This is a genomic window from Serratia ureilytica, from assembly GCF_017309605.1.
Classification (GTDB): Bacteria; Pseudomonadota; Gammaproteobacteria; order Enterobacterales; family Enterobacteriaceae; genus Serratia; species Serratia ureilytica.
Genome location: NZ_CP071320.1, coordinates 2,036,694 through 2,054,224, shown reverse-complemented (window position 1 = coordinate 2,054,224; position 17,531 = coordinate 2,036,694). Strand labels below are relative to the sequence as shown.

The 17,531-nt window shown below is 57.7% G+C and carries 13 protein-coding genes; 2 read left to right on the top strand and 11 right to left on the bottom strand.

Annotation, left to right across the window (positions count from 1 at the left end):
* Positions 1–4: 4 nt before the first annotated feature.
* From J0X03_RS09495 to J0X03_RS09450, 10 genes are all read right to left on the bottom strand, one after another.
* Positions 5–1,060, bottom strand: a complete 1,056-nt coding sequence (locus J0X03_RS09495; protein WP_122003919.1) for a glycosyltransferase family 4 protein — start codon at positions 1,058–1,060, stop codon at positions 5–7.
* 1 nt (position 1,061) lies between these two features.
* Positions 1,062–1,967, bottom strand: coding sequence for a glycosyltransferase family 2 protein (locus tag J0X03_RS09490; RefSeq protein WP_033643435.1), 906 nt, complete (start codon positions 1,965–1,967; stop codon positions 1,062–1,064).
* A 134-nt stretch (positions 1,968–2,101) separates the two neighbouring features.
* On the bottom strand, positions 2,102–2,950 hold the full coding sequence (locus J0X03_RS09485) for an ATP-grasp fold amidoligase family protein (RefSeq protein ID WP_033643436.1): 849 nt from the start codon (positions 2,948–2,950) through the stop codon (positions 2,102–2,104).
* Positions 2,940–4,229, bottom strand: a complete 1,290-nt coding sequence (locus tag J0X03_RS09480; RefSeq protein ID WP_033643437.1) for a flippase — start codon at positions 4,227–4,229, stop codon at positions 2,940–2,942. The genes J0X03_RS09485 and J0X03_RS09480 overlap by 11 nt, the downstream gene beginning before the upstream one ends.
* Positions 4,230–4,233: 4 nt before the next feature.
* Positions 4,234–6,405, bottom strand: a complete 2,172-nt coding sequence (locus J0X03_RS09475) for a polysaccharide biosynthesis tyrosine autokinase (RefSeq protein ID WP_160204370.1) — start codon at positions 6,403–6,405, stop codon at positions 4,234–4,236.
* A 27-nt stretch (positions 6,406–6,432) separates the two neighbouring features.
* Complete coding sequence (locus J0X03_RS09470) at positions 6,433–7,566, bottom strand: polysaccharide export protein (RefSeq protein WP_033650895.1); 1,134 nt, start codon at positions 7,564–7,566, stop codon at positions 6,433–6,435.
* A 45-nt stretch (positions 7,567–7,611) separates the two neighbouring features.
* The gene (gene wecA, locus J0X03_RS09465) at positions 7,612–8,661 is read right to left on the bottom strand and encodes a UDP-N-acetylglucosamine--undecaprenyl-phosphate N-acetylglucosaminephosphotransferase (RefSeq protein WP_160204371.1); all 1,050 of its coding nucleotides are present in this window, start codon (positions 8,659–8,661) and stop codon (positions 7,612–7,614) included.
* 173 nt (positions 8,662–8,834) lie between these two features.
* The gene (locus J0X03_RS09460) at positions 8,835–9,797 is read right to left on the bottom strand and encodes an NAD-dependent epimerase/dehydratase family protein (protein ID WP_160204372.1); all 963 of its coding nucleotides are present in this window, start codon (positions 9,795–9,797) and stop codon (positions 8,835–8,837) included.
* A gap of 178 nt (positions 9,798–9,975) precedes the next feature.
* Entirely contained in the window at positions 9,976–10,875 is a 900-nt protein-coding gene (locus tag J0X03_RS09455) for a transcriptional regulator (protein ID WP_033650894.1), read from the bottom strand.
* Between the two features lie 771 nt (positions 10,876–11,646).
* Positions 11,647–13,041, bottom strand: coding sequence for a NarK family nitrate/nitrite MFS transporter (locus J0X03_RS09450; protein ID WP_033650893.1), 1,395 nt, complete (start codon positions 13,039–13,041; stop codon positions 11,647–11,649).
* A 351-nt stretch (positions 13,042–13,392) separates the two neighbouring features.
* On the opposite strand from J0X03_RS09450, the gene narX reads away from it, so the two are divergent.
* Both narX and narL read left to right on the top strand, forming a co-directional pair.
* Positions 13,393–15,177: a nitrate/nitrite two-component system sensor histidine kinase NarX gene (narX, locus tag J0X03_RS09445; protein ID WP_160204373.1), complete on the top strand. Its 1,785-nt coding sequence runs from the start codon at positions 13,393–13,395 to the stop codon at positions 15,175–15,177.
* Between the two features lie 10 nt (positions 15,178–15,187).
* On the top strand, positions 15,188–15,838 hold the full coding sequence (gene narL, locus J0X03_RS09440) for a two-component system response regulator NarL (protein ID WP_033643446.1): 651 nt from the start codon (positions 15,188–15,190) through the stop codon (positions 15,836–15,838).
* Here the strand turns inward: narL and J0X03_RS09435 are convergent.
* Entirely contained in the window at positions 15,835–17,346 is a 1,512-nt protein-coding gene (locus J0X03_RS09435; protein WP_096242336.1) for a YchO/YchP family invasin, read from the bottom strand. The two genes, narL and J0X03_RS09435, sit on opposite strands and share 4 nt — an antisense overlap.
* Positions 17,347–17,531: the final 185 nt, after the last annotated feature.

Sequence of the window (17,531 nt, the reverse complement as noted above, 5' to 3'; positions counted from 1 at the left end):
TACCTCAGACGATAAGCTCTTGCCACTGGGGGTAAATACGTTCAGGCACAAACCGCTGCGCCTTTTCCAACGCACGGTGGGAGAAGCGGCGACGCAGTTCGCCGTCGCCGATCAGCGCCAGGACGCGCTGACTGAAGGTGTCGACGTCGCCGTCCGCCACCAGATAACCGTTTTCGCGATCGTCGATCAGCTCCGCCGGGCCGGTCAGACAGTCGAAAGCCACCAGCGGCAGGCCGAAGCTCATGGCTTCGATCAGCACCATCGGCAGGCCTTCGTAGCGAGAGGTCATCAGCAACAGGCTCGCCTGCCGGTAATGCCCGGCGATATCGGCGGTGGCCGGCAGCAGCTGCACCCGTTCGTCGAGCCCGTAATCGGCGATCTGCCGTTGCAACGCCGCCCGATCCGGGCCATCGCCGACGATGTGCAGCCGCCACTCCGGCGCCTGCTGCGCCACCTGCCGCCAGGCGGCGATCAGCCGGTCGAAGCCTTTCTGGTGGCACAGTCGGCCGACCGCCAGCGCCACCGGCTGTTGCTGTTCCGGATGCGGCGCCCGCAGCGGAAACGGCGACACGTTCTCAATCACCCGACATTTGCGGGCGGGCACCCAGCGGCCGATATTCGCCAGATCTTTTTGCGTCAGCAGCACGGTGCGATCGCCCAGCCGGTAGATCAGCACCTTCAGCCACTTCATCGGCCACGGATACTGGTGGAAACTGACATGTTCACTCAGCACCAACCGGCTGCCGGGACACAACAGCCGTAGGTAAGGCACCATGATCACCGAGAGTTTCCCCATCGAGACGGTGATGATGGCGTCATAGCGGCCGCGGCGTAAGAACAGCGCCAGGCGCCACGGCCAGAGCAGCGTCTTGCCGCGCATGAAGCGCAGCGTCACCGCCGGCTCCAGCGGATAGAACGCCCGATCCCCGCAGATGGATATCAGTTCGACCTGATGGCCGAAGCGGGTGGTCAGCGCATTGGCCAGGCTGCTGGCCACCCGTTCGGTGCCGCCTTTGCCGCCGATGTCTTCGATTACAATTGCGATTTTCCGCGGTTGCATGTCACCTCCGTAATCCCTCGCGGGCCGTGCGCAGCAGCCTCCCCCCCAATGGAAACAGTCCCAGCCTGGCCAGACAGTCGCCATACAGCTTGATCGCCTTGAATTTGCCGCTCAGGGTGTGGCGCTCCATGCGCGATGAGTAGTAGTTGAAAGCCTGCAGATCTTCGCTGTACAGCGAAGCCAGCAGGTGTTTACAGGCAAAGCCGCTGATATAACGGCCGCTGGCCTGCAGATAGGTATCGATAAAGCGTTCGCTGGCGTCGATGTTCAATCGGCAGCGGTTCAGATCCTCGTCGCCGCAGCGGATGAACACCCCACCGCCCTGATCGTGAACCACCCGGGCGCCCAGGTTGGTGGCGTTGACCAAAAACCCCCAGTCCTGGTAACGGGCCAAAAACTCCGGAAATAAAAACCGCCGGTCTTGTTTCTTGCGCACGCTGATGGTCGAGGTGCGAATATCCCCCATCTCGATAAATAAGAAATCTTCCCCGGCCACGCCCTCTTGATAATTAAACACGTAGCTGCGCACATTCTTGTCGTTGACCGTGGTGTAATTGCCGAACACGATATCGATCCGCGTGTCCTCATGCCGTCTCAAGCGCCGGATGATATAATTGGTGCCAAACATATCTTCCGGTTCCAGAAAAAAAACCACCTCAGAACGCGCCAGGCGAAAACCGATATTGCAGGCGACGGCGATATTGCCGCGCACCCGGCTTTCATGCAGTCTGGCGCGATGATTCGCCGCCAACAGTCCGTGTATCTTTTCCGACTCACCGGCTTCCGATGAATAATCGACCACGATAATTTCATAATCAAAACCGGCGCAATAATGGGTCATGCGCGCCAGCGTGGCGGCGAGATGGTTTGAATTATTAAAAGCGGGAATAACAATTGATAAGTCCATTTAATACCTCAAAAGCTATTATCAACTGGCGAGTGCAGCCTGATGCCAGAGAAAAAGTTTGTTATCGCAGCATATCCCTGCCCGGTTATCCCCCCGCCTCGGGTCGAGTACGCGCAGCCAACGGCCTGTTTCAGCTACGTATGAAAATACCCTCCCCATTCTTGTTCAATTGTTTCTGGCATCAGCCGTTGTAATCCGGCCCCCGGGGTGAAAGTCAGCTCGCCAAAATAAATGCGATCCTGCACCTGATAAAAATCGACGCGTACGTACGAGAATTGTTCCGCCACCTGGCGCGCCAGCCGCAGCATCTCCTTTAGCCCGCTGGGGCGCGACATCGGCACGTCGCTGTTCGGCACGCCCATGCGGATCTCGGTGCGGTTCCAGTCCGCATCAAAGAAATCGCGGCGATGATCGATAAAGCGCTGATAATCGATCTGAATAAAGAAGCGCACCTCACCGTCAAGATTAAAACAGTGGATCTTGATGTCGTTCGGTATTTGCCCTTCGTCGATCAGCATTCTTTCCACCATGATGCAAGGTGGAATATCTTTATAATGCCGCTCGCGATAAACCTGATAAAAACTTTGCCGCAGCCAACTGTTGGTCAACACCCGCAGTTCGTTATAACCGGTTTGGCTTTTATCAAATACCAGCTTGTTATATCCGCTGCCATGGTTGGCTTTAATCACAAACGACTCGGGCAGCTGCTGATACATCTCTTCCGTAAATTCGTTGCCGTGCGCGTAAAGATCGATCAAATACTCTTTACCCCATAGCTGTTCGATATACTCTCTCACCCGATATTTATCAGATAGCTGCGTATATATCGCCAGTGGATAAACTTTCCTACGCATCAGTTTTTCGCTGTACCCCACCGGATGGGCCAGATGCGGCACCTTGCGGAAAAACATTGCGTATTTTAACTGATGATATATTGCATCGGGCATACGTCGGTATAACCCTTTCACCAGATTATTTAACATATATTTCTCGTACCTTCCCTATTAATTGCGGAAAACACCGATAGCAAGTCACCTGCAAACGCGTAATTTTTCCTCCTCTGAAAAAGCTGTTGAGCACAAAGAATGAAATAAACTCCGTGATCAACGTCGATATCGCCGCGCCCATGATCCCGTAGCGCGGGATCAGGATGAAATTCATCACCACGTTGGCCAACGCCGCCAGCGGCATTTTGATGGCGATGAATCGATAGCCGCTGAACAGCACGATGGCGCGGTAAGACACCGTTCCCATCACCGAGAACAGCGACGTCACCGAGCACAGCGCCAAAATGGTCGCCGTTTGCCGGTAACTTTCGCCGAACATCAGCGCGACTATCTGCTGCGGAAACAGCGACAGCACCGCGATCACTGGCATCGAAAGCACCAGCACCATCAGATACAGCTGGCGAATGCGCGCCTCTTGTTCCTGCTCCGAACCGGCGTTCGCCACGCCTGGCATCATCGACATGATCAGCGCGATGGGCACGAATACCCACCCCTGGCTCAGCGTGATGGCGGCGCTGTAAAGCCCGACGCTGTGTTCTCCCAAATAGTTGCCCAGCATGATCTGATCGATGCGCGTATAAATGACGATCGACAGGCTGGAGATCGCCAGCGGCAAGCCGACGCTGAACAGGTAGCGGCCGTAGCGCCGTTTGTGTCTGCCGCTGATCGCCGGCATCTGCGCCTGCTCGCGACGGAACAGCACCCAGCGCACCGCATAAGGCAGCAGGCTGCTCAGCACATAGGGCAGCGCAAACCACACCAGCGGCAATTGCGCGTACACAAGGCCGAGCCGCATCACGATCGACAGCAACAGCGCAACGTTGTTGATCAACGTGTTCAACTTCGACTTCAGCAGCGCGTCGTAATAGATTTTGTAGACGTCCTGCACGGAGAAATACGCGCTGATCAACATCAGCAGCATCATGATTTGGTTGGTGCGATCCTGCGTCAACAGCGTCCAGGCCATCAGCGGCAGCGCGATCAGCGCAAACAGCTGGCGGCGGATGCGCATCGAAGCCAGCATCAGCCGCATGCCGCTCCGGCGCCGTTTGGCGACGCGGTTGAACAGCACCGCGTCCGCCCCCAGCTGCACCAGCGGCACGGCGATGGCGATCACCGACAGCAAGTAGTTAATCAAACCGTATTGCGCCGGCCCGAGATAGCGCGCGACGTACACCGAAACGAAAATCCCCGACAGACTCAGCGATACCCGCTCCAGCATTAGCCACAAAGAGTTCATCAGCATCGCTTTCATGCGCTTACGGCACCTTTTCTTCCTGATGGCTCGGATAGGCAAAGGCGTAGTAACCCGCATCGGCGGCGGATTTTTTCACCATGCCGTTGAGGATCACGCCTTTGATCGCCACCCCATTCTGTTCGAAACGGCGCATGCTGGTTTCGATCTGCTTGACGGTGTTCACTTCAAAACGCACCACCAGCAGCGAGGTGCCGGCGTGATGACCGACGATCGCCGCATCCGTCACCGCCAGAATCGGCGGCGTATCGATCAGCACCAGATCGTAGTTTTGCCCGGCCCAGCGCAGGAAGTCGGCGAAGCGGCGATGCATCAGCAGTTCGGACGGATTCGGCGGCACCTGGCCGCGCGGCACGAAGTCCAGGTTGGCGATGGCGGTTTTTCGCACCGCCTGTTCCGCCATCACGTCGCCCACCAGCATGTCGGACAAACCGCGATGTCCATCCTCGGCCAGCCAGCGATGCAGAAAGCCTTTGCGCATATCCGCGTCGATCAGCAACACCCGCTGCCCGGCCTGCGCCACTACCACCGCCAGGTTGGTGCTGGTGAAGCTCTTGCCGCTTTCCGGGCTGGCGCCGGAGACCATCAGAATATTGTTTTTGGCTTCAAGCATGGCGAAATGCAGGCTGGTACGCAGGCTGCGGATTGCCTCCACCGACAGATCCGTCGGCTCGGCCACCGCCAGGATCGGCAGGCGCCGGCCGCCGGATTTGGGCAACAGATGACGCTGCTCGCGGTTGCGCTTCACCTGCCACGGCGACAGCGGCACGGTGGCGTAGACGTTGATGCCCCGCTTCTCCAGCGTATCGATATCATTGATGCCGCGGTGGAAGGCCGTGCGCAACAGCACCACCGCGGCGGCGCCCCCGGCGCCCAGCAGCAGCGCCAACAGCACGATCAGCATCTTTTGCGGCTGGATCGGCCGAATGGCGGTTTCCGCTTCATCGATGATGCGCACGTTGCCTACCGTGCCGGCCTTGCTGATGCTCAGCTCCTGCTGCTTGTTCATCAGCTGCATGTAAACCTGCTGATCCACCTGCACGTCTCGGGTGAGACGCAGGATCTCCTGCTGCATTTTCGGCAGCGTCTGCACCTGTTTGCCCAGCCGCGCCTTTTCCGCTTCCAGCGTGGCGCGCTTTTCCAGCAGCGCCCGGTAAGCCGGGTGCGCGCGGGTATAGAGCTTGGAGATCTCCGCTTCCTTGAAGGTCAGTTCATTGAGCTGCGCTTCGAGCTGCACCTGCGTGTCCAACACCGATTTGGCTTCCAGCGACAGATCCACCGAGTCGTTTTGCTGACGGAACTGATTGAGCTGGGTTTCGGCGTTGTTGAGCGAGGTTTGCGTTTGCGGCAGTTGCTCTTGCAGGAACGCCAGCATTCGCTGCGCCTCTTCCGTTTTGCGATCCACGTTCTGCTGCAGGTAGTTGTCGGTGATGTTCTTCAGCACCGCCTCGGCGCGCTGCGGATCTTCGCTCGGCAGCGTAAAGGTCATGATGCCGCTGTCTTTACCGCCCGGCACTACGTCAAGATTTTTGCGCAGATCGTCCACCGCTTTCTGGCGCGCGACTTTGACCACCGTGAAGCTGGCGCCCGGCGCCGCGTCCAGCGCCGAGACGGCCATGTTCCATCCGCCCTGCGCCACCGGCTGCCCGACCGCGCCGCTTAACAGTTTGGCGCCGTCATGGCTCAGCTCGTAATGCTGCCCATCGCGCACCGTCAGCGTCAGTGCTTCGCCCTCCATTTCCGGCGGCGTCGTCAACGTGGCGATGTCCAGCACCGGCGCCTTTTCGCCGCTCAGTCGGGCAAAACCTTTACCGAATACCGGTAAATAGTCCGGCTCGACGCGCACCGTCAGGCCAAGGGCATCCACCGTTTTGCCGAGCACGTAGCGCGACTTGGCCAGCGTCACTTCATCCTGCGTCGCCGAATTCTGCCCCATCGAGCTGTCCAGCGTTTCGCGCAGCAGCGAGTCGCCGGACAGCTGTTTCTCCACCTGCACCACCGCCGTGGCCTGATACACCGGGGTCGCCAACAGGGCATAGGCGACGCCCAGCGCGCCGGCCACGCCGGTTACGACGGCGATCCGCCAGCGGTTATCCCAAAGCGGCCCTACCAGACGCTCCCACTCCAGCTTTTCATCTTGTTCGGCCACCATCACGGACAGCGCATTGTTCTTCATCTTCTGTTCCTTATTCATCCTGCGGATTTACCAGTTGCGCACGCGCAAGGTAGCCTCGCTGAGATCGTTAAAGCTGCTGATGGTCGGCACCAGCTGGCTGATCAAACGGTTCCAGCGCGCGACCGGCGCCGCAGTGACGTACACGACGTCGTAAGGTTGCAGCTGAAATTCAGCGCCCATCGCCAGCGCGCTGGCGTCGGAAAGGTCGAACTGATACAGCGTCGCCAGCCGCTGCGGCGTTTTGCCGCCGCTCGGCCGGATCACGAATACCCCGGTCGCATCCGCGACCGTCTGGCTGATCCCTTCGGAAGAGCCGAGGGCCTCGGTCAACGTCATGCCGCTGCGATCCATCTTCAGCGTCGCTTGCTTGCCCACTTCGCCCATCACGAACACTTTCAGTTCGTCATTGCGCGGGACGTAAAGGATGTCACCCGGCTGCAGCAACGCGTTCTGACTGATGTCACCGCGCTGCATCAGCGCCTGCAGCGAGATGGCCCGATCCTTGCCCTGATGGGTCAGCACCACGTTGCGCCAGTCGGCGTTCTCCGTCAGGCCGCCGGCGGCGTTGATCGCATCCAGGATGGTCAGCGGCACGTTGGTGATCGCCTGCTGGCCGGAGGTTTTCACCTCACCGGTCACATAAGCCTTCTGCGAACGGAAAGCGGCGATGCTGACATCCACCTGCGGGCTTTCCACATACTGCGCCAGACGGCCGGCGATCAGGCTGCGCACTTCGGTGACGGTTTTGCCCACCACCGCCACTCGCCCGATATAGGGATAAAAAATCGTGCCATCGGCATGGACCCAGTTACCGGTGTCGCTGGCGCTGCGGTACTGCCCGGCCGGCGTAGTCAGCTCAGGGTGATCCCAGACGGTGACGTTCAACACGTCGCCGACGCCGATACGGTATTGATAGTTCTGCAGCCGCTGATCCAGCGCCGGGTTCGGCCGGGCGACCGGTTCTACGCGCCGCATTTTCTGCAGCAACATCGGCGACATGCGGTAGACCTGCACCTGGTTATTCAAATCAAAACCGTCGTCTTGCTGCACGACGACGGCTTTTCCGCTGGTAGGTAAATGTGAGCCGGGAATCACCGTACACCCGCTCAACAGCGCGGAGGTAAAGGCCAACGGCATCAAAAGAGGCAAATGAAAATTCATGGAAGTACCGTGATAAACGGGCTGCCGCCGCAGCCCGTGAGGGGATTAACGGCCGACGGTCGGATTATCGCTGAACACCGTCGCCTGACGCGGCTCGCGCAACAGGGCGAAATAGCCGAAAAAACAGAGCAGAAACGCCACCAGCATCAAACTCTCTTGCAGTTTCAGCACTTCGCTGCAGATGCCGATGCAGGCCAGCGTCACCGCCAGCATGGTGCTCATCGCCAGCGCCTGGCGCGCATTCAGTCCGCGACGCATCAGAATATGGTGCAAATGATCGCGCCCCGCTTTGAATGGGCTTTGGCGGCGCAGCAGGCGGCGCACCATCACCGTCACCATGTCCATCAGAGGAATGGCGATCAGCCACAGCGCGGTCACCGGGCGCATCACCGCCTGCGGTCCCTGGGTCGCCAGCAACACCAGCCACAGCACGCTGAAGCCGATCACCATGCTGCCGGCGTCCCCCATAAAGATCTTGCTGCGCGCACCGAACAGACTCAGGTTGAACAGCAGATAAGCCGCCAGAGCGGCGATCAGGCCCAGACACCACAGCGCCAGGTCTTCCCGGCCGCCCAGCCCGAACACGATGGCCAGCGCGACGAAGGTGACGCAGGACAATGCGCCCAACTGCCCATCGATGCCATCCACCATGTTGTAGGCATTGATCGCTCCCCATACCGCCAGCGGCGTGAGCAGCAACGCGCCATAGCCGAGCATCACTTCCTGATGCCCCCAGACATAACCCAGCGAGGAGAGTTGCATCCCTGCCGCCAGCATCATCGCCAGCGCGATCCCTCCCTGCACCATGACGCGCGGCGCCACGGGCAGATCAAAGCGGTCATCCAGCACGCCCAACACCACCAGCGCCGTTATGCACAGCAGGTAGATCGTACTTTCGGGCAGCCAGGCGGGTTGCCACAGCGTCATCAGCATCAGCGTCAGGTACACGGCGATGCCGCCGACCAGCGGAATGTGCCCCAGATGTTGCTTGCGCGCATTGGGCTTATCCACTAACCCCACCACCAAGGCGGCGCGGCGGGCAATAAGCACCCACGCTACCGCCAGCACAAATATCACGCTCAGTTGATATAACATCGTTCCTCCAGCGAATAAGCACGCTACCGCCCTTGAGTTACAGCTCCCAATGCGCTATTAACAAAAACAAAATTGATCCGGCCAGGATATAAGTCAGCATGCGCTAATCCTGAAAATGCAGATTTATCCGCTTGTCAGCGAAAATATCGAAATAACGTCAGCGTGCGATTAAGTTATCTATCAGAAAACTCATGTTTAATGGTTCTTTCGATTGCCGAATCAAGTTCGACCGGCGCCACGAAATTATTCTGCACATTGCTTTTAAATTGCGTTCTGGCGCAGAATTTCTGCACTCTGACGCGACTGATTGGAAATTTCTTACGACTTATTTTACTCACGACATCCAATGCGGTTGCGCCGCATATTCCCAAGGCGTAAGGAATGCGAATCGTCTTATTTTCCCTGCCCAATGAAGAGGAAATAACGTCGACCAGCTGATTCATCGTAAAGTCCGGTTTATCGACATAGTTGCTGACCTGATAACTGGACTGCTGATCCAACGCATGCTCCAGCCGTGCAGCAATATTCTCGACGTAAGCCATCGACTTCATATTATTGCCGCTGCCAATCATCACGAAACGGCCGCTGGCGATCTGGCGGAACAGGTTATACACGTTGCCGCGGTTGCCTTCGCCGAACACCACCGTCGGACGGATGATGGTCAATTTATTTGCGGCGTCTGCCTTGCGCCAGGCCTCATAAACATATTCCGCCTCGAGCTTGGACTTGCCGTAATGGTTGAAAGGTTCGAAACGCCCTTCTTCGCCGGTTTCCTGCTTGACGAACCCGTAAACGGCGACCGAGGAGGTGAAAATGATTTGGCGGATATTCAATGCAGAGGCGGTCATGCAGACATGATGTGCGCCTTCGACATTGACCTGATAATAGAGCGAAATGGGATCGACATTGTCCTGATGCTCCGCCGCCAGATTAATGATGGCGTCACAGCCCGCCAGCGGTTCTTGCAAAGTCTGAGGTTGAGTCACATCGCCATACTGATAAAGGGATGGAAAATGTGCACTGGGTTGCTTATCGACGATGACCAATGTCAGATCATCGCGCTTACTGAGACGTTTCGCCAGGCGTGTTCCGATAAAACCGGAACCCCCGATAATAGCTACTTTACGCTTATCCATAATTTGTCACTCAGCAGGTTCTCATTATTCCCGTCACCCGATTGGGACAGGCGCTAATACGCGTTAGGTAATGAGTTCCAGACTGGACAAATCGAACCTGGCTTTCAAATAACAAATAATGAAATAAAAGATTTCATCAAATGTAAAATTATCGCTATAGATAAAACCTCATTCAGCGCTAATTTTTAACATCGTAAGCAACTTGATATTGCAAGGTTTTATTCGGCAATATGAGATTAATCCGACCTTTACCGGTGGAGGAAGAGGTCTCATATTTTACCGGCAATTTCAGCTGGCCTTGTTTAGGATCGACACATTCGATGGTGGCCTGATCCATGTTCTCTCCCTGGTACAGACAGAACAGCGTTTGCGGGCTGTTGGTATGGGGATTATTCAGCGTCAGCGTCAACACCACGCGCGTGTTGTTCTGAATATCATTGATCACCGGCGGACGGGTTTGGTTGCCCAGGACATATGAAAAATGTGAAATAACCAGTAACGAGGCGAACACCGTCAGGTATTTCACCACGCGACTGGCAGGCACGCTGAAAAAGCGGCGCACGGATAGCGACTTCTTTTCATGCGCCGGATCTTGAGAGGAATCCATCGCCGCAACAGGCGCAGAAACGAGGGTCGATTTACGCGGCTTAACTATTTTCTCGTCGTTGGCTACAGGCGATTCATTTTCACTTTCAGAAAGTTCCGCTTGAATATCAACGTCAATATCATCGTTACCGTTTAATATATCATCATCGGCGTAGTCTTCATCTTCAGATATAAAGTGAAAAGCCGCTTGATTTTCCACCTTGTAACCCAAGCGTGGAATGGTTCTGATAAGCGTGTGTTCCGAATCGCTAATTTTCTGACGAATGGATTTAATTGTTTGATTTATCGTTGAATCTGAACAATAGGTTCCTTTCCAGATATTTTCTATAATTTCCGTTCGGGTAACCAGCTCGGGGGATCTGGCGACAAGCAGCGAAAGAATTTGATACTCCTTCCAACGCAGACGGAATTTCTCCCCGGCAGGAGTCAGAACATCGAGATTCCTAATCTTTATTCTTTTATCAAGATTCACTTTTAATTTCCTTAGCGTGCCTGTCCTGCACACTTTGTATAGAAATATCAAAAAATGTTCAAGAAATTAAATGTAAACTCAACAGGTTGCATTCATCGGATATTGGCTTTTATAAAAATTTTCTGATTTCATTTTTTACATTAAGCCTGATTCAGGATGTTCCGTTTATCCAAACGACTCTATTTCCCTGTTGGTAACATGGATTTCTTTCCTGGCTACCGTAAAATTCAAACTAGCACCTCTTTGATTTAGAAAGAAAAAACTAACGGCGTTGCTTGATTGTTAATCGAATGAAATTGTGAAATTTCATTCTTCGCCCTGAATTCATTCTGTTTTTCCACCTAATCTGAACGTCAGATAGACTACAAAAAGACGGAAAAAACAGAATGAGAGTTATCTGATTTAACTCCGGCGTTCATTCCATCCAACGGGCGCAGCATCTAAGACAAAACCCTATTGCTGATTTTATAATACGCACATCAATTAGGTATTCTCCTAAGCAATTTCATTTAAACGCAGGAAAAAGCATTAATTGTTTAATAGTAAGAACACGCTCAACAAAACGAAAAAACCGCGTGAATAATATAAACCTTTTGTGAGAAAGGATTCATACATTGAGAGATATAACTATAAAAAAAGAAAAAAACGGCAAGCGGGGGTGAGAATTTTACCTAAAGGCAGAAAATTTCACTGAGGAGGAGAAGAGAGAAGTTTCGGTATGAACGAAATATCCCTCCCCTATCGGGAGGGATAGAGAAAGTCGTTTGACACTCAGGCTTTTTTCTTGCGGCCATACACCGCCCAGGTGATCACGACGCACAAAATGTAAAACACCAGGAACACTTTCATCGCGCCCGCAGGTGAACCGGTCAGCGCCAGTGAGGTGCCAAAGGCCTGCGGAATGAAGAAGCCGCCGGCGGCGCCAATCGCCGAGATAAAGCCCAATGCGGCGGCGGAATCGGTTACCGCCTCACGCTGCGCGCTTTCATCGCTGCCGCCGGCCGCTTTAACGCGATCGACGGTGATTTTGCGGAAAATAACGGCGATCATTTGGAAAGTCGATCCGCTGCCCAGCCCCGCAGTGAGGAACAGCACCATAAAGATACCGTAGAAGGCGATGAACGACCCGCCCTCGCCCGCACTCGGCAAGGTCAGGAACAACAGCGCGGCAAAAACGGCCATGACCACAAAGTTGATCAACGTCACCCGCACACCGCCGAAACGGTCAGACAACGCGCCGCCGACCGGCCGCGCCAGCGCCCCCAGGAACGGCCCGAAAAACGCGTAATGCAAGATCACCACGTCGGGGAACTGCGTCTTCGACAGCATGGCGAAGCCGGCGGAGAAACCGATGAAAGAGCCAAAGGTCGCGAGATACAGCAGGCTCAGCATCCACAGATGCCCACGCTTGAGCACCGGCAGTTGCTGACGCAGCGATGCCTTGGCCGCCGCCAGATCGTTCATGCCGAACCAGGCCGCCAACGTGCCGACCAGCAGGAACGGCACCCAGATCCAGGCGGCGTTTTCCAGCCACAGCTGGCCCCCCTCCACCTGGTTTTGCGCCGTGCCGCCAAACAGGCCGAACAGGCTGAAGGAAATCGCCAGCGGCGCGACCAGCTGCATGACGCTGACGCCCAGATTGCCCAACCCGCCGTTGAGCCCCAACGCCCCGCCCTGACGCGCTTTCGGGAAGAAGAAGCTGATGTTGGCCATGCTGGAGGCAAAGTTGGCGCCGGCGAAACCGCACAGCAGGGAAATAATGACGAACACGCTGTACGGCGTACTGCTGTCCTGCACCGCAAACCCGAGCCACAGGCAGGGCACCAGCAGGAAGCAGGTGCTGATGGCGGTCCAGCGACGGCCGCCAAACAACGGGATCACGAAGGAATACGGTACGCGCAAAATGGCGCCCGAGACCGACGGCAGCGCCGTCAGGAGAAACAGCTGGTCGGTGGTAAAATTGAAGCCGACCTTGTTCAGGTTGACCGCGACGGCGCTGAACAGCATCCAGACGCAGAAGGCCAGCAGCAGACAGGGAATGGAAATCCATAGGTTGCGGGTGGCGATGCGCTGGCCACGCTGCTGCCAAAAAGCGCTGTCTTCAGGGCGCCAGTCCTGAATCAGCGCACCGGTTTTCTTTGATGAAGGCGTTGCAAGTTGCGACATAAAAACCTCAGACACGGGGGATCATTCCGCACACCCTAGGGGGCGGCCCCGGCGGCAAAGTTGATGTATATCAACCCGCATGCAAGTAGTTGGCGGCGGAAATAGCGCCTTCATCCCCTTAGGGGTACGCCCTAACCAAAAATTAAATCTATTTAAATCAATCAACTAATCACTATCACTTTCGTTTCCTTGCCGTCTCGACGCCCCCCTGGAAACTAATGGGTACTTCATTCGAGGTATGGGGTTATGCGCAGGGATAATCAAAAATACGGCTGAATCGTGACTTGTTTAGCCCCATCGCCGCCTTCGCCCCTGAGCTTCAGCGGCGCCAAACGCCAGGAATCCGCACTTATGAAACGCCTGTTGGCCCCGCTTTCGATCGTGAATCAAGTCGCCCTGCTGATGTTGCTGTCGGGCATGCTGGGCGTGGCCGGCATGGGGATTTCCGCCTGGATGTCGCAAAGCATTCAGGGCAACGCGCACGCCATCAACAAGGCCGGCTCGCTGCGCATGCAAAGCTACCGGCTGCTGGCGCAGGTGCCGCTGGATGAACGGCACGAAGCGCTGATCCGGGAACTGGAGCGCGACGAAAATAGCCCCGACCTGCAGCGTTCGGTGGAGCAGGAAGGGTTGACGCAGCCTTTCAACGCCCTGCGCGACTATTGGCAACAGACGCTGCAACCTCGCCTGCGCAGCGCGCAGCAGCCGGCCGACGCCGCGCCCCAGGTCGCGCACTTCGTGCGGTTGTTGGATAAGCTGGTGTCGGATATCGACAGGCAAACCGAACGCCGCCTGCTGATGGTGACGCTGGTGCAGGCCGGTTTTATTGCGCTGACGCTGCTGCTGTTGATCGGCACCACCTGCTACCTGCGGCGCCGGTTGCTGCATCCCTGGCGGCAACTGGTGGAGATGGCCCTGGCGGTAGGCCGCGGTGATTTTAGCCGCCGCTTTGCGCAGCGCGGCCATCAGGATGAAATGGCGTCGCTCGGCGGCGCGTTGAACACCATGTCCGACGAGCTGTCGGCCACCTACAGCGGGCTGGAGCAGCGCGTGGCCGAGAAGACCGCCGACCTGCAGCAGAAAAATCAGGTGCTGAGCTTCCTCTATCGCGCCAGCCGCCAGCTGCACGCCAGCGAGCCGCTGTGCAGTCGCCTGACGCCGCTGCTCAACCAATTGCAAACCCTGACGCCGCTGCGCGCCATTCAGGTGCGGCTGTATGAAAACGACAGCCGGGAACCGCTGCTGCAGCTGAGCGGCAACCAACCGCTAAGGCCGGAGCATTGCCATAACCCGGTGTGCAGCGCCTGCCTGAACGACAGCGACCGCCAGTATCCCAACAATCCGTCGCTGAGCTGGAGCCTGAGCGACAAGCTCGGCGACTACGGCGTGATCGTGGCGCAACATGCGCCGCAGCAACCGCTGAACGATGAACATCGCCAACTGATCAATACCCTGGTGGAACAGCTGACCAGCGTGCTGGCCATCGAACGTCAGGTCGACCACCAGCAGCAGTTGATGCTGATGGAGGAGCGGGCGGCGATCGCCCGCGAGCTGCACGACTCCATCGCCCAATCGCTCTCCTGCCTGAAAATGCAGATCGCCTGTCTGCAGATGCAGGGGGAAACGCTCTCTGCCGCCAGCCAGGCGCTGGTGCAACAGATGCGTGAAGAGCTGAACGGCGCCTATCGCCAACTGCGCGAACTGCTGACCACCTTCCGTCTGCAGTTGACCGAACCGGGTCTGCTGGCGGCGCTGCAATCGACGGTCGCGGAGTTCAACCCCAAACTGGGCCTGACCATCCGCCTCGATTATCAGCTGGGGCCGCGCACGGTGCCGGCCTATCAGGCCATACACCTGCTGCAGATCGCCCGCGAGGCGCTCAGCAACATCCTTAAGCATGCCGCCGCCAGCGAGGTAAGCATTCAGGTCATCAATAAACGCGGCGAAGTGACCCTGAGCGTATGCGACAACGGACGCGGCCTGCCGGCCGAGACCTCTCGCCCCGACCATTACGGCTTGATCATCATGCGCGATCGCGCCAAGAGCCTGCACGGCCGCTGCGACATTTTACCGCGCAGCGGCGGCGGCACCGAGGTGCGGGTCAGCTTCACGCCGGATAACCACGCCATCGACTAACGGAGACACCATGACGACAGAAACCGCCGCCACCATCTTACTGATCGACGACCACCCCATGCTGCGCAACGGCGTAAAACAGCTGATCGGCATGGACGCTCGCCTGCAGGTCATCGCCGAGGCCAGCAACGGTGAACAAGGGGTCGCGCTGGCGGAGCAGCACGATCCGGATCTGATCCTGCTCGACCTGAACATGCCCGGCATCAACGGGCTGGAAACGCTGGATCGCCTGCGCCAGACCGACCTGTCGGGGCGCATCGTGGTGTTCAGCGTATCCAACCATGAAGACGACGTCGTCAGCGCGCTCAAGCGGGGCGCCGATGGCTATCTGCTGAAAGACATGGAGCCGGAGGATCTGCTTAAGGCGCTGCATCAGGCGGCGGCCGGGCAGATGGTGCTCAGCGAAACGCTGACGCCGATCCTCGCCGCCAGCCTGCGGGAAAACCGCCCAAGCGCCGAGCGCGATATTCAGCAACTGACGCCGCGCGAACGGGATATCCTGAAGCTGATCGCCCAGGGGCTGCCGAACAAGCTGATCGCCCGCCGCCTCACCATCACGGAAAGCACCGTCAAGGTACACGTCAAACACCTGCTGAAAAAGATGAAGCTGAAATCCCGCGTCGAGGCCGCCGTGTGGGTGTTGCAGGGTAAAAACGGTTAATCGTCGCCGTACAGCGGCCCGGTTTGCGCCGGGATCGGCGGCGGCGTCAGGGTTTGGATCGGTGGCTGATCCGCTTCATCACCGGCGGTCGCCGTCAGCGGCGGCGCCACTTTCAGTTCTATCCAGTTGGACGTCACGCGCTGCTGTTTGTCGTCCTCCAGCGTGACCGACAGCCGATAGCTGTTGGCGGCGCCCGGGGCGTCATCCCACGGCGGCACGATCGCCGTCCAGCCCTGCGGGTCGTTGGCATTGTGCGGCGGTGTCAGGCTCAGCGCCTGCGTATCCCCCTGCCAGCTGACGTGAGAAATCCCGTGCAACGCCTTGATTTCCAACACCAGCGGCACGGTTTCCCCCGCCTGCAGGCTCCACGGCGGCGTGGCCAGGAACACCTGCAGCGTCTTGCGCTGGCGGAACTCCAGCACCGGCACGTTTTTACGTTCGACAGGATCGTAGCGGCTGCCGCGCAGCGACTTGGCCTGCGCCACATACTCCGGCGAAATCTGCTTGACCAGCGGCACCCCGAGCCGGTAGCTCAGCGCCAGTTCCACCTGATCCTGGCTCTGCCCGCCCGCACCAATCTTATGCAACGCCTTCATCGTCACCAGCGGCACCGGGGTATAGTTGAGCCCCAGCTGCATCGCGCGCGGATCGTTCTGTTTCTTGCCGCTGCCGAACAGATCGACATTCTCGCCCAGGTACTGTTCATAGCTGAGCGAACCGCCGATTTGGCGATAGAACGGCAAATAGCCCTGCGTCGTGATGTCGTAACCGCGCGCCGGACGGCTGAAAAATACCCCATCGCCGGGCTGTTGCGACAGCGCCGACAGCGGATAGTAATAGTTGGTGGAGAAACGCAGATAGTCCCCCCAGGCTTCCGCCCCCACGCTGCCGCGATTGCGCTGCCGGGCGAAATCGCTGTCGAGCGCCGTGTTGTAACCCAGCAGCCAGTCACCGGCGATCCAGCGTTGCCCCAGCGCGACATTGCCGAGCGCCCCGGCGCTTTGCTGCAGCCAGCCGATTTGGCTGTAGGTCAACAACCCGTCGACGTCGTACAACGGGCTGAAGAGCTGGCCGTTGCTGCCGGTAAAATCGCCCTCGCCGTTCATCTTCAGCGACAGCCGGGCGGTTCCCAACGGAGACAGCAGTTCTTGCGCCTGTTGCTGCAGCGCGCCGGTCGCCTGGCCCAGCAAATAGTCTTCAGCGCGGCTGCGCATCTGCTGACGTGAAACGTTGTTCAGATCTTTTTCGCCGAGCTGTTTGGCCATCTCGGCCCACTGCTTCTCGCGCGCGGCATCGTCGGGCGCACCGCCCAGTTCGGGCAAGTTCGCCGCCGGATCTGCGCCGGCCTGTTCGGAAGAGATAACGCTGTCCGGCGCCGGTGGGGATTCGGCGCACGCGGGCGCCGCGCCGGCCAGCCACACCAGCGGCCCGGCCAGCCACGCCGTCTGGCGTCGGTGCCAGAATCGTTTTTTAGTCTTGATGAGTACTGCCTGAATAACGTCTTTCATGACACCGTTGGCTTCCCTCCTTCCTGGAGCACGCCAACCCACTGCTTTGCCGCCGCCATTCCCGCGACAGCGCTGAAAAACCTCACGCCCCCCAGCCCGGCGGGGGCGCCTATGTCCTCATAGCCTAACGGCTTGCCGAGCAGAAACAATAGGATAAACCCCAATCGCTCCCCAGTGACGTCGTC